This is a genomic window from Streptomyces sp. HNM0574 (genome assembly GCF_012726235.1).
Taxonomy (GTDB): Bacteria; Actinomycetota; Actinomycetes; order Streptomycetales; family Streptomycetaceae; genus Streptomyces.
In genome coordinates, this window is record NZ_JAASAH010000004.1 from 152,570 (window position 1) to 165,293 (window position 12,724).

At 71.1% G+C, this 12,724-nt stretch carries 9 protein-coding genes and 1 tRNA gene; 5 read left to right on the plus strand and 5 right to left on the minus strand.

Annotated features, from left to right (window positions below):
• Positions 1–5: 5 nt before the first annotated feature.
• From HCC30_RS09710 to polA, 4 genes are all read right to left on the minus strand, one after another.
• The gene (locus HCC30_RS09710; protein WP_169442248.1) at positions 6–992 is read right to left on the minus strand and encodes a DUF3068 domain-containing protein; all 987 of its coding nucleotides are present in this window, start codon (positions 990–992) and stop codon (positions 6–8) included.
• A gap of 105 nt (positions 993–1,097) precedes the next feature.
• Positions 1,098–1,232 carry an SPW_0924 family protein gene (locus tag HCC30_RS09715; protein ID WP_169442018.1) on the minus strand — a complete coding sequence of 45 codons (135 nt, stop codon included), beginning with the start codon at positions 1,230–1,232 and terminating at the stop codon, positions 1,098–1,100.
• 212 nt (positions 1,233–1,444) lie between these two features.
• On the minus strand, positions 1,445–3,376 hold the full coding sequence (locus HCC30_RS09720) for a lytic transglycosylase domain-containing protein (RefSeq protein WP_169442019.1): 1,932 nt from the start codon (positions 3,374–3,376) through the stop codon (positions 1,445–1,447).
• A 237-nt stretch (positions 3,377–3,613) separates the two neighbouring features.
• Positions 3,614–6,268, minus strand: coding sequence for a DNA polymerase I (polA, locus tag HCC30_RS09725; RefSeq protein WP_240979450.1), 2,655 nt, complete (start codon positions 6,266–6,268; stop codon positions 3,614–3,616).
• Positions 6,269–6,443: 175 nt separating this feature from the next.
• On the opposite strand from polA, the gene HCC30_RS09730 reads away from it, so the two are divergent.
• Positions 6,444–8,714, plus strand: a complete 2,271-nt coding sequence (locus HCC30_RS09730; protein ID WP_169442021.1) for an FdhF/YdeP family oxidoreductase — start codon at positions 6,444–6,446, stop codon at positions 8,712–8,714.
• A gap of 80 nt (positions 8,715–8,794) precedes the next feature.
• A complete protein-coding gene (locus HCC30_RS09735; RefSeq protein WP_169442022.1) occupies positions 8,795–9,247 on the plus strand; it encodes a PaaI family thioesterase in 453 nt (150 codons plus the stop codon).
• A 71-nt stretch (positions 9,248–9,318) separates the two neighbouring features.
• Here HCC30_RS09735 and HCC30_RS09740 read toward each other — a convergent pair whose 3' ends face one another.
• Positions 9,319–9,918: a response regulator gene (locus HCC30_RS09740; RefSeq protein WP_169442249.1), complete on the minus strand. Its 600-nt coding sequence runs from the start codon at positions 9,916–9,918 to the stop codon at positions 9,319–9,321.
• A gap of 215 nt (positions 9,919–10,133) precedes the next feature.
• On the opposite strand from HCC30_RS09740, the gene HCC30_RS09745 reads away from it, so the two are divergent.
• The 3 genes from HCC30_RS09745 (at position 10,134) to HCC30_RS09755 (ending at position 12,698) form a co-directional block, all read left to right on the plus strand.
• Positions 10,134–10,208: transfer RNA gene (locus tag HCC30_RS09745), tRNA-Leu, on the plus strand.
• Positions 10,209–10,317: 109 nt separating this feature from the next.
• Positions 10,318–11,082, plus strand: coding sequence for a helix-turn-helix domain containing protein (locus HCC30_RS09750; protein WP_169442023.1), 765 nt, complete (start codon positions 10,318–10,320; stop codon positions 11,080–11,082).
• A 116-nt stretch (positions 11,083–11,198) separates the two neighbouring features.
• Positions 11,199–12,698 carry an aminotransferase class V-fold PLP-dependent enzyme gene (locus tag HCC30_RS09755; RefSeq protein WP_169442024.1) on the plus strand — a complete coding sequence of 500 codons (1,500 nt, stop codon included), beginning with the start codon at positions 11,199–11,201 and terminating at the stop codon, positions 12,696–12,698.
• The last annotated feature ends 26 nt before the right edge of the window (positions 12,699–12,724 follow it).

Below are 12,724 nucleotides of genomic sequence, written 5' to 3' on the forward strand. Positions count from 1 at the left end.
CGGGGTCAGACGTGGGCCGGTTCCGGGGCGGGTTCGGGTGCGGGGCCGGGCTCGTCCGGCCTGCGGCCGCGGGCCTCCAGGACGAGGGAGAGGGTCAGCGCTCCGGCGCCGAGGCCGAGGAATCCCCAGGGCAGGTAGGTGGTGAGGAGCAGCACCAACTGCCGCTGGGCGCTGACCATTTCGACGGTGTCGGCGAGGAAGTCGGGCCGCATCTTCACGTGCCCGGCGAAGGCGGTGAGGGGTTCCTTGTCCGGGTTCCCCGTCCAGCGCATCTCCTCCTTGTGCAGCTCCTCGCCGTTGACGGGCGCGCCGGTCGTCGGGTCGACCCAGAACATCCGCTTGGTGCTGTACCAGCGCTCCATCCCGGCCTGTTTCACGATCTCGGGGGTGGCGCCCATGGGCAGCTTCTTGGGGACCTTCACCTTCGTCCAGGGGATGGTCTGCTCGAAGTAGTACACCTCCAGCCCGCGGAAGGTGCGGGTGCCCTTGTAGTGGATGGGCGCGGAGGTGCGGGTCTGGAAGTCGAAGTACTCGTAGTCCCGCTTCTCCGTCAGGAAGGGCCACTTGTACTCGATGCCCTCGCGGCGTACGGGGTCGCCGTCGACGTGCTCCCCCGGTGCGTTGACCGGGTCCTGGGTGTGGGCGTCGAAGATGTACCGCTCGGGGATGCGGGAGACCATCTTGCCGTCCTCGTCGGCGACATAGCTGAGGGTGTCCCAGACGACGACGTCCCGGCCGGTGCGCTCGCGGACCTTCTCGGCCTCCTCCACGTTGCCCTTCAGGGTCTGCACGATGCTGACCTTGTCGGCCTTCTTCGGCCGCATGGTGGCGTAGTCGAGGAGTGTGGCGTCCTTCGCCTCCATCACGACCGCCTGGTACTGGCTGGGCGGGATCTTCGCCAGTCGCGGGAAGGCGTACCAGCGCATCAGCGGGGCGAGCGCGGTGAAGAAGACGGCGAAGGCGAGCAGGATCAGGCTCGCCCTGCGGCGCATGCCGCGACGGGCGGGACGCGGATCGGTACGGCGCGCGGCGGTACGACGCATGGCGGGGCCCTCCTCCTGCTTCGGGCTCGGGGCTTCGGGCTCGGGGGCTGCGGGCTACGGGTGCTTGGGGACGGTGGTGTGCAGCGGTCGCGGCGAGGTCTCGCCGGGCGGCACGCCGACGGCCGTGATCGCGAAGACGAGGGCGAGGGCGGCGGCCAGACCGGCTCCGGCGGCGACGAGGGCACGCATGCGCGGCACCTCCCAGGAGAAATCTGATAGGGCGTCAGGCCGGGGCACCGTAGCAACGGGGGGCACAGATGAGAACACCGTTGCGCGCGGCCCGGGGCCCGTGACTCCGGGGCGGGAGACGGGCACACGCACGAGGGCCGGTGCGGGGATTCCGCACCGGCCCTCGTACGCGCCGCGTCAACTGCCCGTCTGTGGACGGGCGTTGGTCCCGGTCAGGGGTTGCGTACCGTGAGGTCGACGGTCAGCCGGGCGCCGTCGGCGGTGGCGAGCAGCAGGGTGAACGTGCCCTCGTGGCCGTCCGTGTGGATGCGGGGCAGGGTCAGCCCGCCGTCGGCGTCCGTGCGCAGTTCGGTCAGGGTACGGACGGGGCGGCCGAGCCAGTCGGTGAAGTGCGGGCCCTTGTCGTTCTCCTCGGCCTGCGGGCCGTCGCCGCCCTCGTCATGCGTCTCCGCGTCCGCCTTGTCGGCGATCAGACGGGCCGAGACGGGGGCCTCGGCCACCGGCTCCCCGTCCTGCGTGGCGGTGAACCGCAGCCGTTCGGCGAAGGCGTCGTCGGGCTCGGCCGTGAGCGGCTCGTCCTCGGCGCGGGCCAGGGTGTCGGCGCGCTGCTCGGGCGCCTCCTCCACCGTCGCCCGGAACTCGGTGGCCGGCGCGTCCTCGGCCGGTTCGGCCGTCTTCCCCTCGACGACGGTGGCGCGCAGGGTGAACGTTCCCGGCTCGTCACCGGCGCGGAGTTCGGGTGCGGTGGCGGTGCCGTCGTCGTCGGTCGCGACGGTGACCTTCTTCGCGCCCCAGGGGAAGCGCGCACCGGTCTCGCCGACGATCTCGTACCGGACGTCGGCGTCCGGCGCGGGCTTGCCCTTCGCCGTCTCGGCCCGGACCCGCGCGGGCTCGGGGAAGGTCTCGCCCGTGGTGGCCGTCAACTCCCGCTCGCCGACGGGCCGGAGGCTCGTGGGGGCCGCGGGGTCGGGGGCGTCGGGGGCGGGGTCGGGGGACGAGGAGCCGCCGTCGGTTCCGTCGCCGGTGCCGCCGTCGGTGCCGCCGCTCTGGCCGTCGTCGCTGCCGGCGCCGCCGGTGTTGTCGCCGGTGCCGGTTCCGTCGCCGCTTCCGTCGCCGTCGGTGTGGTCGCCGCCGTCCTTGCCGCCGTCCTTGTCACTGCCCTTGCCGCCGTCGGAGCCGCCCGGGCCGGAACCGTCGGAGCCGCCCGAACCCGAACCGGAACCCGAACCGGAATCCGAACCGGCACGTTCCTCGATGCCGGCGCCCGGGGAGGTGGGCAACGGGCCGCGGCCGTCGGGGACTTCGTGGGTGCCCTCGCGGTAGAACTCGTACCAGGCCAGGACCGTCCGCAGGTAGGCGCGGGAGTTGTTGTAGCTGAGGATCGCCTGGTCCAGGCCGGCCCGGGAGGACAGGTCGCGGCCGCCGGCGCACAGGTAGCGGCCGGCGGCGAGCGCCGCGTCGTGGATGTTGCCCGGGTCGCGGCGGCCGTCGGCGTTGCCGTCGGCACCCCAGCGCGCCCAGGTCGACGGTATGAACTGCATCGGGCCGACCGCGCGGTCGAAGGTGGTGTCGCCGTCCCACACCCCGCCGTCGGTGTCGGTGATCCGCGCGAAGCCCGCGCCGTTGAGCACCGGGCCGAGGATCGGCCGGAGCGTGGTGCCCTCCCCGTCGACGGCGCCGCCACGCGCCTGCCCGGACTCCACCTTGCCGATGGCGGCGAGGAGTTCCCAGCGCAGGCCGCACCCCGGCGACTCCCGCTCCAGCGCGGCGGCGGCCTTCTTGTACGCGGCGAGCAACGTCGCCGGAACGCCGGCCTCCGCCTTTCCGGCGCCGGGCAGCCCGGCCGACGGGTCGCGGTCGCCCGAGCCCGGCTGCGGCTCCGGGGAGTCCAGCGGCGGGAGTTCGGTGTGGTACGAGCCGTCGCCGGGCGGACCGTCGCCCGAGGCCGGGCCCCGCTCGGCACCCCGCCGCACGTCGACGTCGGCCCCCGGGGCCTGCGACGCGGTCAGCGCGGCCAGCGCCACCGCGACCACGGCCGCGCTCGTCACCCCTCTGCGGAGCGTCCCGGTGGCGCGGAGGCCACCGCCGCCGCCCGCCCCCTCGACGCTCTTCGCCGCCGCGTGCTTGCCCCGGTAACGCGCCATGGGTCAGACCCGTCCTCTCCCCTCCGGATGCCAACACCGGTGACCCTACGGCACGTGCAGGCCAATAGTCAGTGCTCCCAGGGCATACCGGACGCCCCTTCGGCTGCCCTCGAAGGCACTGTGCACACCCCCTTCCGCAGCCCACGCCGGGACCGCCAACAGCTCCGCCCCGCCCGGCAGTTGGCCGGACGGGGCGGAAAACCGCACGCGCGGCGGACGAACCGCCGCGCACCCGCGTCAGTGCGCGGCCGACTCCCAGTCGCCGCCGTGACCCACCGACACGTCCAGCGGGGCCCGCAGTTCGACCGCGCCGGCCATCTCCCGGCGCACCAGCTCCTCCACCGCGTCCCGTTCGCCGGACGCGACCTCCAGCACGATCTCGTCGTGCACCTGGAGCAGCAGCCGCGAACGCAGCTCCTCGGCCCGCAGCGCCTCGTCGACCCGCAGCATGGCGACCTTCACGATGTCCGCCGCCGTGCCCTGGATCGGGGCGTTCAACGCCATCCGCTCCGCCATCTCACGGCGCTGCCGGTTGTCGCTGTTGAGATCCGGCAGATACCGGCGACGGCCCATGATCGTCTGGGTGTAGCCGATGGCACGGGCCTCCTCCACCACGTGATGCAGATAGTCCCGCACCCCGCCGAACCGCTCGAAGAAGGTGTCCATCAGCCTGCGCGCCTCGTCCGGCGGCACATCCAGCTGCTGCGACAGACCGAACGCCGACAGCCCGTACGCCAGCCCGTAGCTCATCGCCTTGATCTTGCGGCGCATCTCCGGATCGACCTCGGCCGGAGCCACCCCGAACACCTGGGAGGCGACCGTGGTGTGCAGATCCTCGCCCGAGGTGAACGCCTCGATCAGGCCCTCGTCCTCCGACAGATGCGCCATCACCCGCAGTTCGATCTGGCTGTAGTCCGCCGTCATCAGCGACTCGTACGCGCCGCCGACCCGGAAACCACGCCGGATCGCCCGGCCCTCGTCCGTCCGCACCGGCACGTTCTGCAGATTGGGCTCCGTCGAGGACAGCCGGCCCGTCGCCGCGACCGTCTGCGAGAACGAGGTGTGGATACGGCCGTCCGCCGCGATCGTCTTGATCAGACCCTCGACCGTCGTCCGCAGCTTCTGCTGCTCCCGGTACCGCAGCATCAGCACCGGAAGCTCATGCTCCGTCTGCTGCGCCAGCCAGGCCAGCGCATCCGCGTCCGTCGTCCAGCCCGTCTTCGTCTTCTTCGTCTTCGGCAGCCCCAGCTCGCCGAAGAGGACCTCCTGCAGCTGCTTCGGCGAGCCGAGATTGAACTCGTGACCCACCGCCGCGTGCGCCTCCTTCACCGCCTGCTGCGCGGCGTCGGCGAACTGCTGCTCCAGACCCTGCAGCCACTCGCGGTCCGCGGCGATCCCCGCCCGCTCCATCCGCGCCAGCAGCGCCGACGTCGGCAGCTCCAGCTCCCGCAGCAGCTCCGCCGCACCGACCTGCGCCAGCCGCTCCTCGAACATCACCCCGAGATCCAGCACCGTACGCGCCTTCACCATCAGCGCGTCCGCCTCGGCGTGCTCCTCCACACCCAGCGCCAACTGGCCGCTCGCCTCGGCCGCCGGGCCCAGCTCACGGCCCAGATACTCCACCGACAGCGCGTCCAGCGCGAACGAACGACGCCCCGGCTTGTCCAGATACGCCGCCAGCGCCGTGTCCATCGAGACACCCTCGACGCTCCAGCCGTGCTCCGCGAACACCCGCATGATGCCCTTGGCGTCGTGCACGACCTTCAGCCGCTCCGCGTCCGCGGCCCAGGCCGCGAAGGCCCGCTCGTCCGCCTCGTCCAGCTGCGACGGATCGAACCACACCGCCGGACCGGCCGCCGTCGCCAGCGCCACCTGCGAGACCCCGCCCGCGCCCAGCTTCCACTCGTCCACCGTCGCCAGCCCGAGCATGCTCCCGCGGTGCTCCTCCAGCCACGGGGCCAGCTCCCCCGCCGTCAGCACCGTGCCGTCGACGGAAACGCCCTCCGCCGGCGCCTGCTCCTCCTCGGCGCCGCCCGGATCGACCGCGAACAGCCGGTCCCGGAAGTTCTGATGCCGGAACTCCAGCGTGTCCAGCACCCCCCGCAGCTCCTCCTGGTCGTACGGGGCACGCGCCAAGTCGTCCGGGCCGCAGGGCAGTTCCACGTCCCGCACCATCTCCGTGAGCCGACGGTTCAGCTGCACCGACTCCAGATGATCACGGAGATTCTGCCCCGCCTTGCCCTTCACCTCGTCGACCCGCTCCACCAACTCGGCGAACGAACCGAACTGGTTGATCCACTTCGCGGCCGTCTTCTCCCCCACCCCCGGAATACCCGGCAGATTGTCCGAAGGATCGCCCCGCAACGCCGCGTAATCCGGATACTGCGCCGGCGACAGACCGTACTTCTCCTGCACCTTCTCAGGAGTGAAACGCGTCAGCTCCGAGACGCCCTTCGTCGGATACAGCACCGTCACCCGGTCCGACACCAACTGGAACGCGTCCCGGTCACCCGTGACGATCGAGACCTCGAAACCCTCGGCCTCCGCACGCGTCGCCAACGTCGCGATCACGTCGTCCGCCTCGAAACCGTCCACCGCGAAACGACGCACCCGCATCGCGTCCAGCAGCTCACCGATCAGCGCGACCTGACCCTTGAACTCGTCCGGCGTCTTCGACCGGTTCGCCTTGTACTCCGCGAACTCCTCCGACCGCCACGTCTTCCGCGAAACATCGAACGCCACCGCGAAATGCGTCGGCGCCTCATCACGCAACGTGTTCGCCAGCATCGACGCGAAGCCGTAGACCGCGTTCGTCGTCTGGCCCGTCGTCGTCGAGAAATTCTCCGCCGGCAAGGCGAAGAAAGCCCGATAAGCGAGCGAATGCCCGTCCATCAGGAGCAAACGGGGAACGTTCCCGGAATCCGAGGATGCCGAGTCGGGGGATCGGGTGTCATGGGATGCCGTCTTAGCCACGCCCCCGATACTCCCACGCGCCACCGACAACCCGCTCCGACCGCCCGTGACCAGCACCTGTGCCGCCCACGCCGACCGTGGCACCATCGGCACCATGAGTAAGCCGCCCGCTCACGACCCGGCCCAGGACACCCCCGAGGTCACACCCCCGCAGCACTCCGCCGCCGGCCCCAAGGCCGTCACCAACTCCCTGCGCATGGCCCACCAGCAGATGGGCGCCAAACGCACCGCGCTCACCCTGCTCCGGGTCAACCAGAAGGACGGCTTCGACTGCCCCGGCTGCGCCTGGCCCGAACCGGACAAACGGCACACCGCCGAATTCTGCGAGAACGGCGCCAAAGCCGTCGCCGAAGAAGCCACCCTCCGCCGCGTCACCCCCGCCTTCTTCGCCGAACACCCCGTCACCACCCTCGCCGAACGCTCCGGCTACTGGCTCGGACAGCAAGGCCGCCTCACCCGGCCCATGTACCTCGCCGAAGACGCCACCCACTACGAACCCGTCAGCTGGGAAACCGCCTTCGACATCGTCGCCGGAGAACTCCGCGCCCTCGACACCCCCGACGAAGCCGTCTTCTACACCTCCGGACGCACCAGCAACGAAGCCGCCTTCCTCTACCAGCTCTTCGCCCGCGAACTCGGCACCAACAACCTCCCCGACTGCTCCAACATGTGCCACGAGTCCTCCGGCGAAGCCCTCACCGAAACCCTCGGCGTCGGCAAGGGCAGCGTCCTCCTCGACGACCTCCACCAGGCCGACCTCGTCATCGTCGCCGGACAGAACCCCGGCACCAACCACCCCCGCATGCTCAGCGCCCTCGAAAAAGCCAAACGCAACGGCGCCCGCATCATCACCGTCAACCCCCTCCCCGAAGCCGGCACCGAACGCTTCAAGAACCCCCAGAACGCCCGCGGCCTCGCCGGCCGCGGCACCCCCCTCACCGACCTCTTCCTCCAGATCCGGCTCGGCGGCGACCAGGCACTTTTCCGCGCCCTCAACCACCTCCTGGTCAACGACCCCGACACCCTCGACCACGACTTCATCCGCGAACACACCCACGGATACGAGGAGTTCGCCACCGCGGCCCGCACCCTCGACTGGGACGAGACCCTCCGCGCCACCGGCCTCACCCGCGACGAGATCCACCGGGCACACCAGCTCATCACCGCAGCTGAACGCCCCGTCGTCTGCTGGGCCATGGGCCTCACCCAGCACAAACACTCCGTCCCCACCATCCGCGAAGTCGTCAACCTGCTCCTCCTCCGCGGCGCCATCGGCCGCCCCGGCGCCGGCGTCTGCCCCGTACGCGGCCACAGCAACGTCCAGGGCGACCGCACCATGGGCATCTACGAACGGCCGGCGCCCGCCTTCCTCGACGCCCTCGAGAAGGAATTCGGCTTCGCACCACCACGCCACCACGGCCTCGACGTCGTCCGCGCCATCCGCGCCCTCCGTGACGGCGACGCCAAGGTCTTCTTCGCCATGGGCGGCAACTTCGTCGCCGCCTCCCCCGACACCACCGTGACCGAGAACGCCATGCGCCGCGCCCGGCTCACCGTGCACGTCTCCACCAAACTCAACCGCTCGCACTGCGTCACCGGCGCCCGCGCGCTCATCCTCCCCACCCTCGGCCGCACCGAACGCGACGAACAGGCCACCGGCCCCCAATTCGTCACCGTCGAGGACTCCATGGGCATGGTCCACGCCTCACGCGGCCGCCTCGAACCCGCCCACCCCGAACTCCTCTCCGAACCCGCCATCGTCTGCCGCCTCGCCCGGCACACCCTCGGCGAGGACAGCACCACACCCTGGGAAGAGTTCGAAGCCGACTACGCCACCATCCGCGACCGCATCAGCCGCGTCGTCCCCGGCTTCCACGACTACAACCAACGCGCCGCACACCCCGGAGGCTTCACCCTCCCCCACGCCCCCCGCGACAACCGCACCTTCCCCACCGCCACCGGCAAGGCCAACTTCACCGCCGCCCCCGTCGAATACCCCCAGGCCCCCGAAGGCCGCCTCCTCCTCCAGACCCTCCGCTCCCACGACCAGTACAACACCACCGTCTACGGCCTCGACGACCGCTACCGCGGCATCCACGGCGGCCGCCGCGTCGTCCTCCTCCACCCCGACGACGCCCGCCAACACGGCCTGGACGACGGCGACATGGCCGACCTCACCAGCGAATGGCACGACGGCACCGAACGCACCGCCCCCGGCTTCCGCGTCGTCCACTACCCCACCGCACGAGGCTGCGCCGCCGCCTACTACCCCGAGACCAACGTCCTCGTCCCCCTCGACGCCACCGCCGACACCAGCAACACCCCCACCAGCAAATCCGTCGTGATCCGGATCACCAGAGCCTGACCCCCCACCACCCGCATCCCGGCTGGTAAGACAGTGCACACACCAAGCACCCACCGACCAAGGGCGACGGAGCCGCAGCCATGGGCGAGCAGAGCACCACCACATTCCCGCAGCACATCATCGACCAGTGGTCCGGCAGCGGCATCGACCTGCCCACCCTCTTCTCCGCGGGACACCTCGGCGAACGCATGGGCCTCAACGTCGTCGAAGCCGCCCCCGAAAAAGTCGTCGGCACCCTCCCCGTCGAAGGCAACACCCAGCCCTACGGCCTCCTCCACGGCGGCGCCTCCGCCGTACTCGCCGAAACCCTCGGCTCCGTCGGCGCCATGCTCCACGGCGGCCCCCACCGCCTCGCCGTCGGCGTCGACCTCAACTGCACCCACCACCGCGGCGTACGCTCCGGCCTCATCACCGGCACCGCCACCCCCGTCCACCAGGGCCGCAGCACCGCCACCTACGAGACCGTCATCACCGACGAGGCGGGCAAGCGCGTCTGCACCGCCCGCCTCACCTGCATGCTCCGCGACGCCTGACACCCGCCGCACACACCAAGAGGCGGCGCCCGCACCCGCGGACGCCGCCTCTCGCCGTACTCCCTACCGCACTACTTCTGCTGCTGCTTACGCTCCTCGCCATCGGCGATCACGGCCTCGGCCACCTGCTGCATCGACAGCCGCCGGTCCATCGACGTCTTCTGGATCCACCGGAACGCCGCCGGCTCCGTCAGCCCGTACTGCGTCTGCAGCACACTCTTCGCCCGGTCCACCAGCTTCCGCGTCTCCAGCCGCTGCGCGAGGTCCGCGACCTCCTTCTCCAGCGCCTTCAGCTCCGTGAACCGCGAGACCGCCATCTCGATCGCCGGCACCACGTCACTCTTGCTGAACGGCTTCACCAGATACGCCATCGCCCCCGCGTCCCGCGCCCGCTCCACGAGCTCACGCTGCGAGAACGCCGTCAGCATCAGCACCGGCGCGATGCTCTCCGCCGCGATCCGCTCCGCCGCCGAAATCCCGTCCATCACCGGCATCTTGACGTCCAGGATGCACAGGTCGGGCTGGTGCTCACGGGCCAGGTCGATGGCCGTCTGCCCGTCACCGGCCTCACCGACGACGGTGTAGCCCTCCTCCTCAAGCATCTCCTTGAGATCCATCCGGATGAGCGCCTCGTCCTCCGCGATCACCACACGCGTGGTCAGCGGAGGCACGTGCGAGGTGTTCGTCTCCTCGGCGACGGCGTCGACGCCGTCGGCAGCATCGGCTCCGGCTGCTCCCGCGCCGTTCTCGGCGCCGGACGGGTGGGGCTCGGGGATGTCCGCGGTGCTCACTGGGCTCCTCGTTTCCGCGCAGGTGGGAACCCCGAGCCTACCTACCTGTTGTAAAGTGGTCGCACAGCAGGTCGTGGTAAACCTTCGATCCGTTGGCCCCGGTAGTCCAATTGGCAGCAGACGATGGATTCAAAACCCATACAGTGTCGGTTCGAGTCCGACCCGGGGCACTCTCCCTTCGATTCCAAGGTTGCAAGCAGAGCCTGATGCGTTCACCCGATAAGGTGAACGCGTTTTCGATTCTCCCCCTCCGGGGCCTCCCCCGACGACCCTCGTGGCATGTACGACCTCGCCACCCGTCGCAAGGCCCTCGCGCTGCTCGCACAGGGCCACAGCCTCAACTCCGCCAGCCGCCGGTGCGGCGTCTCCCGCGCGGCGCTCGCCTCCTGGCGGTCCCGGCCCCTCCCCTCACGCCCCGCCGACTGCCCGCGCTGTGACGGGACACCCCGCCTCCCCGAGGACGTCCCCGCCTACGCGTACCTCCTCGGCCTCTACCTCGGCGACGGCTGCATCAGCAGCGGCCCCCGCACCAGCGCCCTCCGCATCGCCTGCGCGAACGACTACCCGGGGCTGATCGAGCAGTGCGAACGCGCCGTGCGGGCCGTCCGGCCGGGCAACCGGGTCTGCCGCGTGCAGCAGCCGGGGTACGTCGCGGTCACCGCGTACAGCTGTCACTGGACGTGCCTGTTTCCGCAGCACGGGCCCGGCCCGAAGCACGAGCGGCGGATCGCGCTGGAGGCGTGGCAGCAGGCGATCGTGGACGAGTACCCGTGGGAGTTCGTGCGCGGGTTGATCCACTCCGACGGCTGCCGGATCACCAACTGGACGGTGCGGACGGTCGCCGGTGAGCGGAAGCGGTACGAGTATCCGCGGTACTTCTTCACCAACAACTCCGAGGACATCGTGGGGCTCTGCGGCGCCGCGCTGGACCGTGCGGGGGTGGAGTGGAAGCTGACGCGGCGGGCGCGTGGCGCGTACAACCTCTCGGTGGCGCGGCGGAGTTCGGTGGCGTTGATGGACGCACATGTGGGCGCGAAGTTCTGAGGGTTGGGGTCCCTCCTTCGGCTGAAGTGGTGGGGAGGCCGTGACGGGACGGGGGGTGGCGGACTTGAGTGAGGGCAGCCTTACTCGTTTTATCCGTTCGTGAGAAAGCTTCTTCTATGTGCGCCAGCTCCGTCGAGGGTTCCTGCTTGCCTGCGGGGGGTGTGGAGGGTCCGGCGGCGTTGCGGCCGTTGACGGAGGCCGTGTTGGGGGCGTTGGCCTCGGGTGCGGTGGAGCGGGGTGGTCCGTTGCCGGCCGGGGGGCCGGAGCGGGTGCGGCGGGCTGTGCGGGGTGTGGTGGGTCCTGCGGTTCCGGAGTGGGGGGTGGGGGCCGAGGCGGCGTTGCGGGATCTGGTGGGGGTGCTGGCCGCGGGTGCGGCGGATCCGGCTGATCCGTTGTGTGCGGCGCATCTGCACTGTCCGCCGTTGGCGGTGGCGGCCGCGGCGGATCTGGCGGTGAGTGCGTTGAATCCGTCGATGGATTCGTGGGATCAGGCGCCTGCGGCTTCGGAGTTGGAGGCGGTGACGTGCCGGGAGCTGGCGGGCCGGGTGTTCGCGGGGCGTGGGTCGTCGGGTGCGGGGGGCGGGGTTCCGGATGCGCTGGTGACGACGGGGGGTACGGAGTCGAATCAGCTGGGTGTGCTGCTGGCGCGTGAGGTGCTGGGGCCCGAGGTGCGGGTGGTGTGCGGGGAGTTCGCGCATCACAGTGTGCACCGGGCGGCGTGGTTGCTGGGGTTGCGGGCGCCGGTGGTGGTGCCGTCGCCGGCGGGTGTGCTGGAGGCGTCGGCGCTGGAGCGGGTGCTGTCGGAGCTGGTGCCGGAGTCGGGTGCCGCGGGGCCGCGGGTGCTGGTGGTGGCGACGGCGGGGACGACGGACACGGGTGCGGTGGATCCGTTGGCCGAAGTGGCGGCGGTGGTGCGGCGGTTCGGGGTGCGGCTGCATGTGGACGCGGCGTACGGGGGGTCGTTGCTGTTCAGTGAGCGGCTGCGGGGGTTGTTGGCGGGGGTGGAGTGTGCGGACAGCGTGACGCTGGATCTGCACAAGCTGGGGTGGCAGCCGGTGGCGGCGGGGTTGTTCGTGGTGCCGGAGGGCGGGGCGCTGCGGCCGTTGGATCACCGTGCGGACTATTTGAACGCGGATGACGACACGGAGGCGGGGCTGCCGGATCTGCTGGGGCGTTCGTTGCGGACGACGCGGCGTCCTGACGTGGTGAAGGTGGCGGTGACGTTGCGGGCGCTGGGGTGGCGGGGGCTGGGCGCGCTGGTAGAGCGGACGTGCGGTCTGGCGGAGGAGTTCGCGGATCTGGTGGCGAAGGATGCGCGGTTCGAGCTGTTCGGGCGGCCGGGGTTGTCGACGGTGTTGTTCCGTCCGGTGGGGGCTGGTGCCGGGGTGGTGGCTCAGGTGCGCCGGTCGTTGCTGGCTTCGGGGAGTGCGGCGTTGGGGCGGGCGGAGGTGGGTGGCGGGTTGTGGTTGAAGGCGACGTTGCTGAATCCGTGGTCGCGGGTGGCTGATCTGTCGGGGTTGTTGGAGCTCGTGGCCGGGGCGGTGCCGTCGCGGCCGGGGGCGTGGTCGGGGGCCGGCTGTGGTGCCGGTGCCGGTGAAGGGAGTGCTGGTTCATGACGGCCGGGGACGCGGGAGTGGCGGGT